Origin of the sequence: Paenibacillus allorhizosphaerae (genome assembly GCF_042659105.1) — a bacterium.
Lineage (GTDB): Bacteria > Bacillota > Bacilli > Paenibacillales > NBRC-103111 > Paenibacillus_G > Paenibacillus_G allorhizosphaerae.
The window spans coordinates 304,930-321,131 of record NZ_JBHSRV010000006.1 but is presented as its reverse complement, the minus strand read 5'-3'; the positions used below and the strand labels follow the sequence as shown (position 1 = coordinate 321,131).

At 51.2% G+C, this 16,202-nt stretch carries 19 protein-coding genes; 14 read left to right on the top strand and 5 right to left on the bottom strand.

The window, feature by feature from the left end; all coding sequences use genetic code 11:
* Positions 1-133: 133 nt before the first annotated feature.
* The 5 genes from ACFQI7_RS22985 (at position 134) to ACFQI7_RS22965 (ending at position 4,234) form a co-directional block, all read left to right on the top strand.
* The gene (locus tag ACFQI7_RS22985; protein WP_218102092.1) at positions 134-1,165 is read left to right on the top strand and encodes a hypothetical protein; all 1,032 of its coding nucleotides are present in this window, start codon (positions 134-136) and stop codon (positions 1,163-1,165) included.
* Between the two features lie 371 nt (positions 1,166-1,536).
* On the top strand, positions 1,537-1,731 hold the full coding sequence (locus tag ACFQI7_RS22980) for a hypothetical protein (protein WP_218102091.1): 195 nt from the start codon (positions 1,537-1,539) through the stop codon (positions 1,729-1,731).
* A gap of 27 nt (positions 1,732-1,758) precedes the next feature.
* On the top strand, positions 1,759-2,130 hold the full coding sequence (locus ACFQI7_RS22975; RefSeq protein WP_218102134.1) for a phosphotransferase: 372 nt from the start codon (positions 1,759-1,761) through the stop codon (positions 2,128-2,130).
* Positions 2,131-2,158: 28 nt separating this feature from the next.
* On the top strand, positions 2,159-2,308 hold the full coding sequence (locus tag ACFQI7_RS22970) for a hypothetical protein (protein ID WP_218102090.1): 150 nt from the start codon (positions 2,159-2,161) through the stop codon (positions 2,306-2,308).
* Positions 2,309-2,497: 189 nt separating this feature from the next.
* Entirely contained in the window at positions 2,498-4,234 is a 1,737-nt protein-coding gene (locus ACFQI7_RS22965) for an ABC transporter ATP-binding protein (RefSeq protein ID WP_218102089.1), read from the top strand.
* A 127-nt stretch (positions 4,235-4,361) separates the two neighbouring features.
* Here ACFQI7_RS22965 and ACFQI7_RS22960 read toward each other — a convergent pair whose 3' ends face one another.
* Positions 4,362-5,381 carry an aldo/keto reductase gene (locus ACFQI7_RS22960; RefSeq protein ID WP_218102088.1) on the bottom strand — a complete coding sequence of 340 codons (1,020 nt, stop codon included), beginning with the start codon at positions 5,379-5,381 and terminating at the stop codon, positions 4,362-4,364.
* Between the two features lie 103 nt (positions 5,382-5,484).
* Here ACFQI7_RS22960 and sigZ point away from each other — a divergent pair, with 103 nt between their 5' ends.
* Positions 5,485-6,063 (top strand): RNA polymerase sigma factor SigZ, encoded by a 579-nt coding sequence (gene sigZ / locus ACFQI7_RS22955; RefSeq protein WP_218102087.1) that lies wholly within the window; start codon positions 5,485-5,487, stop codon positions 6,061-6,063.
* A 128-nt stretch (positions 6,064-6,191) separates the two neighbouring features.
* On the opposite strand, the gene ACFQI7_RS22950 is transcribed toward sigZ, so the two are convergent.
* From ACFQI7_RS22950 to ACFQI7_RS22940, 3 genes are all read right to left on the bottom strand, one after another.
* Positions 6,192-6,620, bottom strand: a complete 429-nt coding sequence (locus ACFQI7_RS22950) for a VOC family protein (protein WP_218102086.1) — start codon at positions 6,618-6,620, stop codon at positions 6,192-6,194.
* A 127-nt stretch (positions 6,621-6,747) separates the two neighbouring features.
* Positions 6,748-7,782, bottom strand: a complete 1,035-nt coding sequence (locus ACFQI7_RS22945; RefSeq protein WP_218102085.1) for a DMT family transporter — start codon at positions 7,780-7,782, stop codon at positions 6,748-6,750.
* 220 nt (positions 7,783-8,002) lie between these two features.
* Positions 8,003-8,167 (bottom strand): hypothetical protein, encoded by a 165-nt coding sequence (locus ACFQI7_RS22940; protein ID WP_218102084.1) that lies wholly within the window; start codon positions 8,165-8,167, stop codon positions 8,003-8,005.
* 60 nt (positions 8,168-8,227) lie between these two features.
* Between ACFQI7_RS22940 and ACFQI7_RS22935 the strand changes: the two genes are divergently transcribed.
* From ACFQI7_RS22935 to ACFQI7_RS22905, 7 genes are all read left to right on the top strand, one after another.
* Complete coding sequence (locus tag ACFQI7_RS22935) at positions 8,228-8,605, top strand: hypothetical protein (RefSeq protein WP_218102083.1); 378 nt, start codon at positions 8,228-8,230, stop codon at positions 8,603-8,605.
* A 225-nt stretch (positions 8,606-8,830) separates the two neighbouring features.
* Positions 8,831-9,634: a helix-turn-helix domain-containing protein gene (locus ACFQI7_RS22930; RefSeq protein ID WP_329958277.1), complete on the top strand. Its 804-nt coding sequence runs from the start codon at positions 8,831-8,833 to the stop codon at positions 9,632-9,634.
* Between the two features lie 98 nt (positions 9,635-9,732).
* Positions 9,733-10,146, top strand: a complete 414-nt coding sequence (locus tag ACFQI7_RS22925; RefSeq protein WP_218102081.1) for a VOC family protein — start codon at positions 9,733-9,735, stop codon at positions 10,144-10,146.
* Between the two features lie 271 nt (positions 10,147-10,417).
* Positions 10,418-11,032, top strand: coding sequence for a TetR/AcrR family transcriptional regulator (locus ACFQI7_RS22920; RefSeq protein WP_218102080.1), 615 nt, complete (start codon positions 10,418-10,420; stop codon positions 11,030-11,032).
* 2 nt (positions 11,033-11,034) lie between these two features.
* A complete protein-coding gene (locus tag ACFQI7_RS22915; RefSeq protein WP_218102079.1) occupies positions 11,035-12,555 on the top strand; it encodes an MDR family MFS transporter in 1,521 nt (506 codons plus the stop codon).
* A 133-nt stretch (positions 12,556-12,688) separates the two neighbouring features.
* Positions 12,689-13,111: a VOC family protein gene (locus ACFQI7_RS22910; RefSeq protein WP_218102078.1), complete on the top strand. Its 423-nt coding sequence runs from the start codon at positions 12,689-12,691 to the stop codon at positions 13,109-13,111.
* 258 nt (positions 13,112-13,369) lie between these two features.
* Positions 13,370-14,350, top strand: a complete 981-nt coding sequence (locus ACFQI7_RS22905; protein ID WP_218102077.1) for a phosphotransferase family protein — start codon at positions 13,370-13,372, stop codon at positions 14,348-14,350.
* A gap of 34 nt (positions 14,351-14,384) precedes the next feature.
* On the opposite strand, the gene ACFQI7_RS22900 is transcribed toward ACFQI7_RS22905, so the two are convergent.
* Complete coding sequence (locus tag ACFQI7_RS22900) at positions 14,385-15,383, bottom strand: tetratricopeptide repeat protein (RefSeq protein ID WP_218102076.1); 999 nt, start codon at positions 15,381-15,383, stop codon at positions 14,385-14,387.
* Positions 15,384-15,544: 161 nt separating this feature from the next.
* Between ACFQI7_RS22900 and ACFQI7_RS22895 the strand changes: the two genes are divergently transcribed.
* On the top strand, positions 15,545-16,129 hold the full coding sequence (locus tag ACFQI7_RS22895) for a TetR/AcrR family transcriptional regulator (RefSeq protein ID WP_218102075.1): 585 nt from the start codon (positions 15,545-15,547) through the stop codon (positions 16,127-16,129).
* Positions 16,130-16,202 lie beyond the last annotated feature (73 nt).

The window sequence follows — 16,202 nt, the reverse complement described above, 5'->3', positions numbered from 1 at the left end:
TGGACCAGATAAACGCCTCGTGTCAAATCATTAATCAGGATATTCTCAAAATGATTGTCTAAGGAGCAGACGTGGCGCTGTACTGCGATCCTGGACGAGGTATACATAAATCAACTTACGAGGAGAACTTATTTTGAACCCTATTATAAACGTCCAACTCGAACAGTCCCCAACTAAGATTGCCACAACGATGCATGCCGTACTTCAGTCTACGGATAAAGCAAAACTATCCTTATCTGAAGTGATGCGCTATACCTCGCATGCGTTCCGCATTAACGTTCGATCGAATACGATCGAGACAGACAGCCTCTATCGGTTCCATGGGGGACAGTCCTTGCGGCGCGGCTTTCTTGCTCTGGGTTTTAAGCCGTTAAATTTATGTCCTCCCGTCAAAACGATAACGCCAACTTTATTGACTAATATCATCGATACGATCCGCGAACGAATGTGCTGCGGTATCCCAGTGGTGGGGTGGGACTTTTTTTCCAAACAATTTGGCGTGATCTATGGTTTGGATGATGAAAAACAGATCCTCTACGTGAAGGACAGCAAAAGGGATGGGGCGATCCCCTACGAACAGTTGCCGAATCGCCGCATCTTATGTCTTGCAAGCGTTCAGGAGTCCTTGAATACCGATCGTCAGGACATGTTTAAAATGGCTCTTGAGGCGATCCTTGATCACGCTTACAGCCGGGATGGGCTTTCGTTTATCAACATGGAATCCGGATTTCGCGGCTATGATGCCTGGCTAGAGGCTTTTATTTCCGGGAATAAGATCAGGCATAAAGGCAATGCCTTAAACATTCATATACTGTCAGATGCTAGACGGCATGCGACCGCCTTCCTAGAGATAGTTTCAAAACAATGGGAGGATCACCCTTGCCATGGTGAGCTTGTTAGTCAAATGGCAAAGGAGGCTGCCTCGTCTGTATTGAAGAAAGTTCCGAGTTTGATGAGTACCGGAATAAAATCTCGCTTCCGATGGTGGTTTTCCGCTTGTTTGAGTGAGGACTATGGCGTGCCGGATCACCAGGTTCCAATTCCAAAAATAAATTCGGAACATTTGTTCAAATCCTTGTGGTTACTGCATTCGTTAGGCGTTTACCATATATTTCAATTTACTTTGCGGTCTGTGTCAGCTTCGCCTGGGCCTAGTTCGCGATAGTTCAACGAACTCTAGCTACCTGATTACGAAAACCGGATTCCTTTGTGAAGTAAAGTGTAAACGAGATATATGGTTTATTGCCGGACGGCATGGCAGCGATCATCCGCGGTCTCCGAAGTAATCATGCGTTCGACTTATCGCAGCCGATTTTTTGGTTTAAACGATTCCGTCACTGGTATTTGACAGGGCAGCGCTTATAATTAACCGTGGCGAGGTCGTTCTCGAGTCTTCCAAAGTAAAGCGATGGGACACAAAGCGGATACGGGAGGTAAATGATGCCAGACGAACCGATGGAACAGCTATGCCGCAAATTGAACTTGGGCACAATACTTGCTGCGCCGGAGCCCGTGTTCGGGGGCCTTTTGCATCAAATGATGAAAGTCGAGACCGACCACGGGGCGTATGCCGTTAAAGTCTTAAATCCTCGTATCATGAAGCGGGAAACGGCGGTCGGCAAATTTATATTTTCAGAAAACGTTGCGCGAACAGCTTGCCTTAACCAGATCCCCGCCATTACGACCATTGATAGCCACCCTTGCTTGAATGAAGTAGAAGGCCGTTATTAAGAGCGGAAGAAGCCCGCTGCAGTTCCGATCGGTTGGAAAAAGTACACAGGCAGCGAGCAAAGCTGGACGAATGATTTAATAAATCTGGAGCCTCTGCTGACGAAATGGAAACGGCAAGCGGACGAAGCGTCGGAGCGGTTGCTTACGCGTCAAGTCATTAGTCATAGAGATATGGATTGCAAAAATGTATTGTGGGATCGCCGTCATCGCCCGTTCATTATTGATTGGGAGGCGGCAGGCTGCACGAACCCGCTGCAAGAGCTCGTTAATGTCGCTTTAGCCTGGTCGGGAGCGGATACGGAGGCTTTGGATCAAGAACGATTTGAAGCCGTAATCGAAAGTTACGTTCAAACCGCCGGACCTATCGTTGATGATATTTCCGCTGCGCTGCGAGCGTAAAGGAAAACTGGATTGGCTGGAATACAATATGAAACGGTCATTAGGCATGAAGAGCGATACGATACAGGAGCAAGAGCTCGGGACAAAAGAAGTGATCTGCACGATGAAGGCGTTAATGTACTATGACAAACGGATCCCTGAGTTAAAACATATCCTGACGAAATATGCCGGCTCTTAAGTTGCTTCGTTCGGTCCAGATGGTTCTTCTGCCGCTTCATCATGATGTGGATTGCAAATACCGCCGTATACTCTACGGCATAAACCAATGGAAAGGGTGTTTACGATGAGAACAAGACGGCACGTACTAACGAACATAATCAGGAGGGCTATCGCACGGTAACCCTCCGCAATAACGGAGGAAACCGAATTGAACTCTCGAACGAGGAAATTTTTGTCTTATTACAAGCCGTATTTGGGTTTGCTGTACGCAGACTTGGCGTGCGCATTCATTGTATCGGCCATTACGCTGATCCTGCCGCTATGTATAAGATACATCACGATCAATGTGCTGCAACAAGAGATGCCCGATGCGCTGAACCGAATTTACGCGATGGGCGCTCTGATGGTCGTACTCGTAATCGTTCATACGTTTTGCAACATGTTTATTTCATATCAGGGGCACTTGATGGGCGCCAAGATGGAAAGCGACATGCGTAGCGAGTTGTTCGATCATTTGCAGAAGCTGTCGTTCCGCTTTTACGACGAACAAAAAACAGGCCAACTAATGACCCGGACGACGAACGATATTTTGTCGCTTACGGAATTATATCATCACGGTCCGGAAGATATCGTCATTTCCGCGTTGAAGTTTGCCGGTGCATTCGCCATCCTTATCCATATCGATGTGAAGCTTACGCTCATCGTCTTTCTGTTTTTACCCGTCATGGCGGTTTATGCCTTCTACTTTAATAAGAAAATGAATGTCGCCCTGCGGGAAAGCAAAGACCGGATCGGCGATATTAACGCGCAAGTGGAAGATACCCTGTCGGGCATTCGGGTCGTAAAGTCATTCACCAACGAGCATATCGAAAAAATGAAGTTCGCTTACGCAAACGACCGATTCGTGCAGAGCCGGGGAGCCGGATATAAAAGCGAGACGCTGTTTCACGAAGGGCTGATCGCGTTCACCCAGCTCATTACGATCGCCGTGATCGTCTTTGGCGGAGCCGCTATGGTTCATGCGTCTTTGGACTTGGCCGATTTGCTGACTTTCTTTTTATGCATCGGCATTCTGATCGAGCCGATTCAGAGGCTGGTGAATTTCGCCAGGCTGTACCAGGAGGGCATTACCGGGTTCGACCGGTTTATGGACATTTTGGAAGTCGAGCCGGAAATCAAGGACTCCGACGATGCGTTTGAACTGACGCGCGTTCGGGGAGAGGTGGAGTTTCGAAATGTAAGCTTCAAATACAAAGAGGACCACGATGAAGTATTGAAGAACGTGTCGCTGCATATTCAAGCCGGAGAATACGTTGCCTTCGTGGGCCCTTCCGGCGTCGGCAAAACGACGTTATGCTTTTTGGTTCCCCGCTTTTATGAGGCGAACGAGGGGGAAATCCTTCTGGACGGCAACAATATCAAAGATATCAGCTTATACGCATTGAGAAGGAACATAGGCATCGTCCAACAAGATGTGTATTTGTTTGCCGGAAGCGTCCTGGACAATATTCGCTACGGCAACATGGATGCGAGCCAGGAAGAGATCATCGAGGCGGCCAAGAAGGCGAATGCGCATGATTTCATTATGGAACTGCCGAACGGGTACGATACGGACATCGGTCAACGCGGCGTCAAATTATCCGGAGGGCAGCAGCAGAGGCTGAGCATTGCCCGCGTTTTCTTGAAAAATCCGCCCATTCTTATTTTGGATGAAGCGACAAGCTCGCTCGATAACGAAAGCGAAAAGGCGATTCAAGCGTCACTGGAGAAGCTAACCGATAATCGCACCACGCTGGTCATAGCCCACCGTTTGTCCACCGTCAGAAATGCACAGCGTATCGTTGTGCTTTCCGATAAAGGGATTGAGGAGCAGGGCACGCATGAAGAGTTAATCGCATCGGATGGTACCTATGCGAAGTTATATAATATGCAGCTAAAGCTGTAGGCTACAGGACAAAAACGTCACTACATGATCGTAATGGCGTTTTTGTCGAGCCTTAGGGAGCGGACCGCGAGCGTTCCGTGCGCGGACGGGAAGACGTGAATTTTAACCTCGGAACACTCGCTAACGCTTACGAAAGCTTTCTGATGATGGAATCATCTTCCTCCATGAACGGCCACGCCGGGTACTCGATCGGCAAGCGACTGACTTCGTCGAGCCGGGATAACTCATCCGGCTGCAGCACGATGCCGCTTGCCGCCAAATTATCGTGCAGCTGCTCGGGGCGCTTCGCTCCGACGATGACGCTGGTCACGGCCGGCTGATGAAGCAGCCAAGCCAGAGCGACTCGAGCTACCGTCGTTTCGCGGGCTGCAGCAATGTCGCGGAGCACATCAAGGATCGGGAACACCTTTTCGAGGTCTACCGGCGGGAAAGCGAGTTTGGCATGACGACCAATGCTGTCATTCAAATTGTCCCGGGTATACTTGCCGGATAAAAAACCGCCCGCCAGCGGGCTCCAGACGATTAAGCCCATATTCTGATCCCTCAGCGCCGGGATGATCTCCCGTTCAATTTCGCGCGCAGCCAGCGAGTAATAGGACTGGCTGCTTTTGAACGCATGCAGTCCATGAAGCTGCGAGAGCCCGCGCGTTTTCATCAGGCTCCACCCGGTCATATTGGAAGAGCCGATGTAGCGCACCTTGCCGCTGCGAACCAGATCGTCGAGCGCCCGCAGCGTTTCTTCCCAGTCCGTTAATTGATCCGGGTTATGAATTTGATACAGATCGATATAGTCCGTTCCGAGCCGCCGCAGACTTTCTTCGACTTGGCGGATAATATGCAGCCTCGATAAACCAAGCTCGTTCGGGCCGGGTCCCATCCGACCTCTTACCTTTGTGGCGATGACGGCTTGGTGCCTTTTCGTTTTTAACGTTTTCCCGAGAATTTCCTCCGAACGTCCATCCGCGTATATGTTGGCCGTATCAAAAAAGTTGACGCCCGTATCCATTGCCTGATCGACAAGCAGCCCGGCTTCTTGTTCGTCAAGCGAACCGAAGACGCCCCATTGGCTGCCGCCTCCAAATGTCATCGTACCTAAGGCGATTTCCGACACCAGCACTCCCGTATTGCCAAGCAAATTGTATTTCATTTCTTTTCACCCTCCTGAATTTGGTTTACACTAATGGGGACGGAGGCCAAACGAAATGGACGCAAAAGAACGAAATAATTTTTGGCGTAGGGAGAGATGGCCTATGAAGCTGGAGTCGCTATGGGATGAATATTATGAGCACGTGCGGAATTTCGTCCGGTTAAAAACGAACGATCACGCCGACGCTGAAGATATTGTGCAAAATGTGTTTATGAAGGCTTACGAAGGAATGGCCCTGTTGAAGGACGAGGACAAGCGGCGCGCTTGGCTTTTTCAAATCGCCCGCAACTGTATTGCCGATCATTACCGGAAGGTGCGAAGGACGGAGACGCTGCCGGATGGCGTTGTTGCCGCGGAAGAAGAGCCTGTCCCCGATTATTCGCCGGAAGCGACGGAAGGCATGATGTCGATCCTTGCCCGATTGCCGGATAAATACCGGGAAGCGCTTGAGCTGGCCGACCTCAAAGGGATGTCGCAAAAGCAGCTCAGCGAGCATCTGGATATTTCGTATTCCGGAGCGAAATCGAGAGTTCAGCGAGGCCGCGAGCTGGTGAAAGAAATGATGACCAGCTGCTGCGAAGTTAAGTCGGACCGGTATGGTAATATTATCGACTATAACGTTGTGCTGGACCAGCCGCGTGCAAAGCGAAAATCGAAGCCTCGTTCAGCGAAGTGCAACTAACGATTGCGGGAAATGCTGCGCCTGCTGCGATAAGTCCCGTGGTGACATCCATATGTATACGCAGAGACGCTTTCATCCCGATTACCTAGTGGACTTGAAAGCGTCTTTGCATATGCTTCGGGACGGATTCATTCCCCGCTTTCCTTTTGAAACCGCTCCAACACCTGCAAATAATGCGGGTTATACATGATGCCTACAATGTTCCCGAACGGATCGACGACGGAAGCCGTGACGAAACCGTGGCCGCGGTCCGTGATCGTCTCGTACACGGTCGCCCCCATCGACAGCAGCTTCTCAAGCGTCGCAGCCACATCGTCGACATGCCAGTAGACGATAAGGCCACCGGGTGTAGCCGCCGCACCTTCGGGCGCATAACGTCGATTGATCAGACCCAGCTCATGTTGATAGTCGCCGATGCGAAACTCGCAATATCCGTCCGCTACTTCAAAGTAAGGCTCGATTCCCAGTAGCTCGCTATACCACCGTTTGGCTGCCGCCAGATCATCCGCCCATAAAGTGACGGTAGTAAGTCCTCGTAATGTGTTCGAACTGCTCATCGCCAGTTTCCTCCTCAAAATATAACCAAATTAACGCCCGCAGGCTGACTGCTAAGCTGCTTTGTTAGTTATTATAGCTGCGGAGGGCTGACAACAGTATGTCAGTGTTTTTTGCGAAATTTTGATTTCAGGACCTCGCTTTTGCGATTGGTTTTCGAGTTTGGCTCGACAGCGCATGCCTCGCCGATACGTTCGTTCCGATTACTCCGGCGATAATGAAGGCGGAACCGACGAGATGATACCACGTCACGGCTTCCTGCAAAAATACGGCTCCCGAAGCAATGGATACAACCGTGGACAAGTTGGCGAACACGCTCATTTTGGACGCTTCGATTTTGGAGAGGATGTAGTTGGCCATGAAGGCCGTTGCGAACTGCACGGCACCGAGAGCAACGATGATTGCAACAAAAGCGCCGTTCGCGAGCGGAGCGACGAATGCGCCAAGCGTACCCATGGTCGCATGGGTCGTAAGGGATACAACCAGCATCGAGACAAAGGCGGCGCCCACCATAAAACAGCTGATTTCCGCCGAGCTGAACTGCCGAGTAGCCGCGCGGGCCAATACGCTGTATCCGGCGAAGAGAACGCAAGCGATCAGGAGCAGTACGATCCCGGTCATGGTCGACACATCGATCCCGCTGCCCTTCATCGCGAAGATGAACGAGACGCCGAACGTGGACAAAGCAATGAACAGCTTTTGCAGCAGGGTCGTCTTTTCTTTTAAAAAGACGGAAGCCAGCACCATCGTGGCGATGGGCGTAAAAGCGCTGATGATGCCGCCTTCCGCGGAAGTGGCGTATTGCAGTCCGCATGTTTGCAGCAAGAAATATCCGATGGGGTATAAGGAAGATAGCAGCAGTAAGACAGAAAGCGGTTTGCCGCGGTACCTCAGTTTGACGATACCCAATGCTGCCGGAAGGATCATGATGACAAAAGCGGCGGCAAAACGGTAAGTCAGCGTATCGAGCGGATCGGCGTAAGTTAAGGTCAGCTTGACGAGCAAAAAAGAAAGGCCGATCACGACGGCGTTGAGCACGGCGAGAACGTGGGCCAGCTTCCGTCTCCCAAAGCTTGCAGGCTGAGTTGCATTACGGGCGTTATCGGTTGCCGGCTCTGCCGATTCGCTGCCGTGAACCTGATCAATGTTAGGTCGTATCGTCATGTGCTTTCATCCTCCATCATCGGATGTGGTTTGCCTCCATGCTGCAGGCAAACATTCGATTTGCAATATATGTTACCATTTAGTCACTTTATTATATGTTACTAAAAAGTAACATGTCAATGGCAACCCATCCGTACATTCAATTTTTCTGAAAGCGGGAGTATCGTAGTACGGTTCGGAAGGAAGACAATCATTGAGACAAGAGGGATGCGATCACGTATTACTCCGCATGGCCGGTTGACGGGTTATGATGGTTGCGTCCAAGCAGCGGAATGACGTACAGGAGTCCGATGAAGAAACAGAAACCAGCCAATTCATAGATGATCGTAAGCGGGTGCGCGTTTATTAATATGCCGGACGATTTACCGATTTCTATGTCGAGCATCGATCCGGCATCATCTCAGGCTACTGCATTCACCATGCGCTGATGGACGTCAAAAATTACATGGAGCAAGGTCGGGGCGCCATTTTGCTGGATGGCAAAAGCCGGGTTATCGGGATCGGATGTTTTGTACTCGGATTGGAAGCAAATCGGTTTATGAACAAAGAAATTGCTGTGCTGGGCAACTGCTATTTCGTGGAGGAATACCGGAATAACCGGACGTTTGTGCGTGGATTGCAAGTATTGGCGGATCAGATTCGGGACGCAAACCGCGACGTACAGGAAGTGAGAATTCCTACAGCCGCGGACAATGCTTACACCAACCGGTTGTACCGGAAGCTGGCGACGAAACATCACTCGATTGAATCTTCTTATGGAACGATTAACGTTTACTCGACGCCCTTTACCGCATTCGCCGGCTTCTGCAGCCGATTCCGTTGATCCCGTATCGCTTTACGATCAACAATGCCGGCCGCGTTCTGCGGATGAGCTTACATGACCACATCTTGAAGGTGTGGTTATTTGTTTGCTCAGGAAACAAAATGGAGTATGATAGGGGCGAGCCGTAAATATAACCAATGCTTACTTTGAAACGGAGCCCGCCTGCAAAAAACATATGACCGATGAAAAGGAGGGACGCGATAGCATTTAGCGTCGCGTAACGTTATGCTGCTGCGAACCTATGATCCACGATATCCGTTATCGATGTTCGTCGATTATTTTTGGTATATGCAAGATTATAGTCCTGGACATTCCCGGGAACTCGCACTGCCCGACGGATCGGTGGAGATCGTGATCGATCTAAGGCAAGACAACGTTCGTTTGTACGATAGCGGCCATCGCGAGCTGCTGCTCCGCAGTTCTCTCGTTTGCGGGCCTCATACCGAATATTTCGTGATCGATTCCTCCGGGGAATCAACGGTCATCGGCATCCATTTCAAGCCCGGCGGCATTCGTCCGTTTATGAAACAATCACTTGACGAATTGTTGAACGCGCACGTTTCTTTAGATATGCTTTGGGGAACTAGGGCGGACGAAGTACGTGACGAACTGCTGGAATGCGCGGAACCGGAAATGATGTTTCGAGCGCTTGAACGCAGATTGTTATCGTTGGCCTGCCATCCTTTGGAACGACACGCGGCGGTACAGTATGCGTTGGACCGCCTGCAACGTTCGCACGTCGGCGATATCATCGAAGGCATCGGGATGAGCCACCGAAAATTCAATCAGATCTTCAAAGAAGAAGTAGGAATGACTCCCAAACGGCTCAGCCGATTGTTTCGCTTTCAGGAAGCGTTGAACAGGATCATTAGCGGCGAGGAACTCGTATGGACGGATGTGGCTATCGAATGCGGGTATTATGATCAAGCGCATTTTATTAAAGACTTTCAATCGTTCTCGGGGATCAGTCCGAGCGCCTACCGTCCGATCTCTGGCCGGCATCACAATCACTCCGTAATATCGGAATGAGGTCAAAAATTTACAATACGCAGCTCAAGCCTTCGGCTACAATGAGTACAGGCTGGATGCAGCCTGATTCGATTTCGACGTTGGGAGGAAAAATCCAAATGAGCCATACCCATTACGCGCCTCACGGATATCGCAGCGTAACGCCGTATTTCACGGTAGAAGATCCTCAGAAGCTGATCGAGTTTATCCAACATGTGTTTGCCGGGAGACTAATGAACCGGTCATCGAACCGGGAGGGCACGGTCACGCACGCCGAAATGCAGATTGGCGATACGATCATTGAATTGTCGGCCGGAAGCGACCGGTTTCCTCCGCGTACCAATACGCTTCACGTGTTTGTGGAAGATGCCGACGGTTGTTACGGGCGCGCTTTGCAATTCGGGGCGAAGTCGTTGTACGAGCCGGCGGATATGCCGTATGGCGAGCGAAGCGGCGGGGTGGAAGATCCTTTCGGAAATCATTGGTATATCGCCACTTTTGCCGGCGGGGAAGGTCAAGGGTACTACAAATGATGCTTTATCGGTGAGTGCTGCTGTTAAGGAATCGAAAGAAATACGTACTGCCGCGGTGAGTATGCGGTCATATACAAGGACGCCTTTAAAACCGCTGAAGAAGCGGATGGATGGAGGCGTCTTTTTCTACGGCGGCCCGGGCCCGGATCTGTTAATAATGTTCACGCACACGAATGTTCAGGCACAGTTGACAACAAGATAAAAAAGGAATATGATTTATGTAAAATAATAATGAATGAATTATTCATTTATGGAAAAAGGAGCGAGCAGCTTGAACCCAACCTCAGACAGCAAAAGAGACGCATCCGGCGATGCCCGCCGAGAGCAAATCAAGAGAGCGGCGCTTAAAGTGTTTGCCCGCAGGGGTCTGGATGGCACGAAGATGAGCATGATCGCTGCCGAAGCCGGCGTCAGCGACGGCCTCGCCTATCGGTATTTCAAATCGAAGGATGACATTTTCGAAATGCTGGTGCGCGAAGCGATCGATGGGGCGAATGAAGCGTTCGAAACGATCGGCCGGCTGTCGGTCTCTCCACTCGAGCGGTTCCGTGCGCTTACGAAAGAAATTATTGAGGACGAGAACAACGACTATTTCGTGCTGGTCCAACAGGTCATGTCGGCCGACAGCCTCCCCAAAGAGGTGGCCCAGCTAATAGAGGGTTATTCGACGTTACGGATGATCGATCAGATGGCGCCCGTATTCGCCGACGGTCAGCGGGACGGCGTATTTATTGACGGCGACCCGCGGGAACTCGTCATGTGGTATTTGACGGTGCTGAGCGGCCTCATGCTGGTGGATCGATCCTTATTGAAAGATTACCGTCCGCCGCAGACCGATTTTTTACTGAATCTGATTGTCAAACCACGACAAGAACAAGGGGTGTAACGGTGGTTATCCAACAATCCAACAAAAAACTGGTCCTGATCGGTCTTCTGCTCGGCCTTATTTTTTCGGAGCTTGATCAGACCATTGTGTCTACGGCGCTGCCGACTATTATCCGCGATCTTCACGGGTTGTCTCTGTTCGGCTGGGTTGCTGGAATCTATATGCTGGCGATCACCATCTTCATGCCGCTCTTCGGCAAGCTGGCCGACCTTTACGGGCATAAACGAATCTATATGATTTGCATGGCGCTGTTTATCGCCGGGTCGATTATATGCGGCTTTGCCGGCTCTATGATTATGCTGCTCGCCGGTCGATGCATTCAAGGGATCGGGGCCGGCGGACTTATGCCTTTGGCAATGATCATTATCGGGGACATCTTCCCGCTGGAACAAAGGGCGAAGATCCAAAGTACGGTTGGCCCGCTTCTCATTTTGCCGCAGCTGATCGGACCTGTCATGGGAGGCTATTTCGTCAGCCACGTGAACTGGCACTGGATTTTCTTAGTCAACATTCCGGTAGGCCTCTTCGCCGCTTTTCTAGTGTTCAGGAGCCTCCATCTGCCGATCCGCACCGAGCGTAAAGCGATAGACTGGGCCGGAGCACTCACGATTACGCTTGCCATACTCTCGCTGCTGCTGGCGCCCGTACTAATCGATATTCAAAGCTTGAGCTGGTCGTCTCCGGTCGTACTCGGTCTTCTGGCCCTGTCCGCCGTACTTATCGCATTGTTCATATGGATCGAATCGAAGGCGGAGGAACCGATCATTCCGCTGAGACTGTTTCGCAACCGCTCCGTCGTCGTGCTGTCCGTCATTGTATTCCTGACTATGCTTGGCATCATGGGGGGCACGTCTGCTCTTCCGTTTTTTGCTCAAAATGTGATGGGGCTAACCCCTACCGCCTCCGGTTATCTTAACCTGGGTTTTATGGCCGGCGCCATTCCGGTCAGCATTCTTTGCGGCTTCCTGATCACCCGAATCGCCTATAAGTATCTTTTCATTGCATCGTTTCTATTTCCGATCGGGAGTTATTTCATGCTGTCTCGCATCAGCGTCGATGTGACCGTCATCTACATTCTTGTTGCTTTCTTCATCCTGGGACTTGGCATCGGCGTCCTGTTCGGCTCCGACAATCTGATCGTGCAGGAGTCGGTGGACAAAGAGCATAGCGGGGTCGGATTGGCGACCGTTCAGTTGTTCCAGTCGCTTGGCGCGACGCTCGGGTTCAGCATTTTTGGAAGTTTGCTTTCCAAAGGCATCGGCGACGGCATTGCTGGGTTGTCGGACCACATTCCGGATGCCATGAAGGCATCGATTATGAACGGCGGCATTCCAAGCGAATTGCCTGCTGAGATGGTGCTGAAGGTGAAGACGGTGTACGCGGATGCGTTTCAAATGATTTTTACCATTAGCATTTCCTTTGCCGTTGTTACGTTTCTGGTATGCTGGCTGCTCAAAAACGAGGTCCTGTCGTCCAAAGAACAAGTGCCGGCGTCGAACGTATCCGTTGGCCCGGGAACATAAGTCCGTTTTTTACAATCTTGGTTCGGCGTCGATCGATTATTATTAAATCGGAGGCACAATCATAGGGACGAGAGCCATCGATACGATGGATCGATCGCGCGACGTTCAAAATACGAAGGAGGTACGAACCATTATGAAGCCGCGGATTACCGTATTAACGCTAGGTGTGGACGATTTGGAAAGAGCGGTGACATTTTACCGCGACGGGCTGGGGTGGCCGACGGAAGGCATTATCGGGACGGAGTTCGAGCATGGCGCGGTCGCTTTTTTCGACTTGCAGGCGGGCGTAAGGCTGGCCCTTTGGAAGCGAAAAGATATCGCCCATGAGGCGAAAATTCCGCTGGCGGCTTCGAGCCCTACCGAATTTACGATCGGTCACAATGTAGGCAGTCGAGAAGAAGTCGATCAGATCTTGGAGCTTGCCGCAAAGGCGGGAGCTACAATTACAGATCCGCCGCATGAGGCCTTCTGGGGCGGCTACTCCGGCTACTTTCAAGATCCGGACGGCCATCTATGGGAGGTCGTTTGGAATCCGGCGTGGGAGATTGAGAGTTAGTTTTCCATCGTTGAGAGGTCACGAGTTCATATTTGCAAACCCGATGGCGTGAGTCGCTATCGGGTTTGTTTTGTTGCGAATCATTCTCCGCGACAATACGCCAGTTCCATCGGAAACATTGGCAGGATTTGCCTATTTAACATCGCCCGTTATCTTTCTGGGGTGTGATCATGTATGATGAAGTTGCCGGGCTTCTTTTCGGCGAAGCTTTATTTTGCACATTGCACATGACAATCCAATAAAGGAGGCGGTCTTCTCATGAAAGAAGGCTGGGAAAGGCCGGAAGCACCCGTATCTATCGATCTCAGGCAGCTGAATGAAATGATCCAACCCGCCTTTCCGGGGAAACGGGTAACGGCGGCCGAGCGTATCGGCACCGGATTCAGTAACTCCAATTACAAAATTTATCTGGAAGGAATCGCCGTTCCGTTCGTATTTCGGTTGTTCAGCGGGGACGGGGAGGTCGCAGACAAGGAACTCGCCATTTCCCGTCTCGTGCGCAAAACCGTACCAGTCGCCGACTTTATCTATGCCGATTCGAGCTGCAGCGCATTCGGGAAGCCTTGGGCGGTGCTGGAGTGGAAGGAAGGCGTCCTGCTGCGCGACGTATTTCGAACCGGAACAAGCGAGGAGATGGCTTCGGCGGCTGCCTCGGTAGGAAGCATTCTGGCGCACATACATGCCTTTATGTTCCCGGAAGCCGGTTTTTTCGGCAAAGATTTGACGATCCGTACGCCTTTCCGAATGAACGGCGATCACTTTATTTCATTCATCGAGAACAGTTTATTCCACAACCGATGCGGCCGGTGGCTGGGGGAAGAGCTAACGCAAGCGGTGTGGTCTTTTTGCAGGAAATATGGTCCTTGCTTATCGGAAAGCGGAGAAACGCCGGTGCTCGCTCATTCGGATTTCAACGGTTTAAATATATTGATGCGGCGAGAAACGACAGGCTATTCGGTAGCGGCGGTTCTCGATTGGGAGTTCGCCTTTGCCTGGAGCCGGAACGTCGATATCGCCAACATGCTGCGGTATGAAGAAGACGGTTCGGCCTTTGAACATCATTTTATTTGGGCATATCTTGACCAAGGCGCAAGGCTGGAAAGCAACTGGAAGCTTCTTGCCAAGCTCGAAGACCTCATTGCCTTGTGCGACATGCTGAACCATTCCAGCAAGGATACACCCAATCGGATATGCGATCTTCAGCGCTTAATCGCAGGAACCGTCCAGACCTTTAGATGAACGTTCTTGTCAAAAGCGGATGCACCAAACGCCGTTACACATTTGGCGCCGCACCGTTTTCTTTCACGCGTTCCAGACGTTCGTACGATCTGGCCATGAGCATGGGGAGCTGAAGCTCTTGCGCCAGCCGGAGCGCCTTTTCGAAATGCGCTTTTGCATGTGATGTTTGCTGCCGGGCGGCCAGAATATCCCCGAGACTTAACAGCGCGGAGGCGATCGTTCTTTTGTAACCCAGTTGCTCCGCTATTTCATATGCTTTCTGCGCGTGGGATTGCGCTTGTTCGAACTTTCCAAGCTTCAAATATATATCGCACAGCAAAAGGTGATCAAGTGGCTCATATGGCATGAATCCGGTTTGTTGGCGCAGCGCCAGTGCTCGGTGTGCATAATGCAGCGCCTGGTCCAAATCGCCCTTCATCATGGCATGGTATGCAAAGTGACGAGTAGGCTCTGTTTTCTCGTACAAGCAGCCCGTTCGATCGGCGAGCTCGAACGATTCGGTGTAATGTTCGATTGCTTTTTCATGCTGCTGCCAACGTTCATACACCGTTCCGATGTGAAAAAGCGATTCGCATATTCCCCTCGTATCGCCTACTGCATTCCGCAATTGCAAGGCTTGCTGCTGATAGTCGAGCGCTTCGCGATATTTCCCCCCAGTGTCCACTACGGAGACGCTGGTGTTTAAATCGGCAAAATAGTGTGCAGTTCCAAGCAGACTCAGAGCATTCGCCATTTGTTCGCGATCGCTCGCCTCGTGGGCGAGCCGCGTTGCTTCTTGCAGGATGGCGAACATGTGATCGGCATCTTCGTTGGTGATTACGTATTCTAAGGCGAGAATTTTGCCTTCCAGCAGCAGCAGCTTCAGTCGGAGCTGCTGAGCATCGCTTGCCACAAGCTCGAGTGCGTTCCGCAGCAGGCGCCTTGCATCGGTTGACCGGCCGGTTTTAAAGTAGCTCCAGGCAATACGGCACATCGGTTCGATAGCCGCTGCATACTGTTCGTTTATTTCCTCATTTCTTTTTTTAAATTCCATTGCGGCGTTCCCCTTTCGGATTGGAGTAGATCGAGATATGATGATAGTAAAGCAACGCCATGACCCGAACAATAATCAGATGTTCCGATGTGTTGAGTAATGAACATTGAAGCGCATTTGTTGAGAAAATGAGTGTGCCGGTCCAGGGGAAGGAGTAAGTTATGTCAACGGTAACGAACCGCAAAGACCGACGTACGCAGCGTACGCTTGTGCTGCTGCGGAACGGTTTTATCGAAGCGATGCGCGAGAAGGGCTTTGCTGCGATGAGCATTCAGGATATCACTGACCGGGCTAACGTGAATCGCGGAACGTTCTATATTCATTACGCCGACAAATACATGTTGCTCGACGAAATCGTCCGCGATAATTTCAGGAATATGCTGCAAAAACAAGCGCTATTGCCGGGGAGCCGTTGGGATAAGGAAACGTTGCAGCGGATCATCGTAACCGTGCTGAGCTGTTTCGAAGGCAAGTATCGGCATCGTCCGCCATCCGCCCGATTCCCGGCAGCGCTGCTTGAGCAGACGATTCACGAGGAATTGAACGGCGCTATCTTGCAATTGATCGAGCAGGATAAGGGACGTGAATCGAATCCATCGCAACAAGCGGAAGCGAGGGCGCGAGTCATCGGCTGGGCGATCTTCGGGACGGCCATCCAGTGGAGCCAGGAGCCGGTCGGCGTGCCGATCGATCAAATGGCGAATACGATTCTCTCCGTCATTACCGACGGTGGCCCGACTTCTTGATGTGTAAAGACGGAACGAATAAGCGTGAAGGCATGGCTCTTGGGTGATATCTTTTTCGTTGTCGGGGATTGCC

What these genes read in the sequence shown, in the direction of transcription:
- ACFQI7_RS22980 (WP_218102091.1), top strand. Translation starts at nt 1,537, where the DNA reads ATGATGAAAGTCGAGACCGACCACGGGGCGTATGCCGTTAAAGTCTTA.
- ACFQI7_RS22945 (WP_218102085.1), bottom strand. Translation starts at nt 7,782, where the DNA reads ATGACGATACGACCTAACATTGATCAGGTTCACGGCAGCGAATCGGCA.
- ACFQI7_RS22940 (WP_218102084.1), bottom strand. Translation starts at nt 8,167, where the DNA reads ATGCTCGACATAGAAATCGGTAAATCGTCCGGCATATTAATAAACGCG.
- ACFQI7_RS22900 (WP_218102076.1), bottom strand. Translation starts at nt 15,383, where the DNA reads ATGGAATTTAAAAAAAGAAATGAGGAAATAAACGAACAGTATGCAGCG.
- ACFQI7_RS22935 (WP_218102083.1), top strand. Translation starts at nt 8,228, where the DNA reads ATGGAGCAAGGTCGGGGCGCCATTTTGCTGGATGGCAAAAGCCGGGTT.
- ACFQI7_RS22910 (WP_218102078.1), top strand. Translation starts at nt 12,689, where the DNA reads ATGAAGCCGCGGATTACCGTATTAACGCTAGGTGTGGACGATTTGGAA.
- ACFQI7_RS22950 (WP_218102086.1), bottom strand. Translation starts at nt 6,620, where the DNA reads ATGAGCAGTTCGAACACATTACGAGGACTTACTACCGTCACTTTATGG.
- ACFQI7_RS22905 (WP_218102077.1), top strand. Translation starts at nt 13,370, where the DNA reads ATGAAAGAAGGCTGGGAAAGGCCGGAAGCACCCGTATCTATCGATCTC.
- ACFQI7_RS22895 (WP_218102075.1), top strand. Translation starts at nt 15,545, where the DNA reads ATGTCAACGGTAACGAACCGCAAAGACCGACGTACGCAGCGTACGCTT.
- ACFQI7_RS22925 (WP_218102081.1), top strand. Translation starts at nt 9,733, where the DNA reads ATGAGCCATACCCATTACGCGCCTCACGGATATCGCAGCGTAACGCCG.
- ACFQI7_RS22960 (WP_218102088.1), bottom strand. Translation starts at nt 5,381, where the DNA reads ATGAAATACAATTTGCTTGGCAATACGGGAGTGCTGGTGTCGGAAATC.
- ACFQI7_RS22970 (WP_218102090.1), top strand. Translation starts at nt 2,159, where the DNA reads ATGAAACGGTCATTAGGCATGAAGAGCGATACGATACAGGAGCAAGAG.
- ACFQI7_RS22930 (WP_329958277.1), top strand. Translation starts at nt 8,831, where the DNA reads ATGCTGCTGCGAACCTATGATCCACGATATCCGTTATCGATGTTCGTC.
- sigZ (WP_218102087.1), top strand. Translation starts at nt 5,485, where the DNA reads ATGAAGCTGGAGTCGCTATGGGATGAATATTATGAGCACGTGCGGAAT.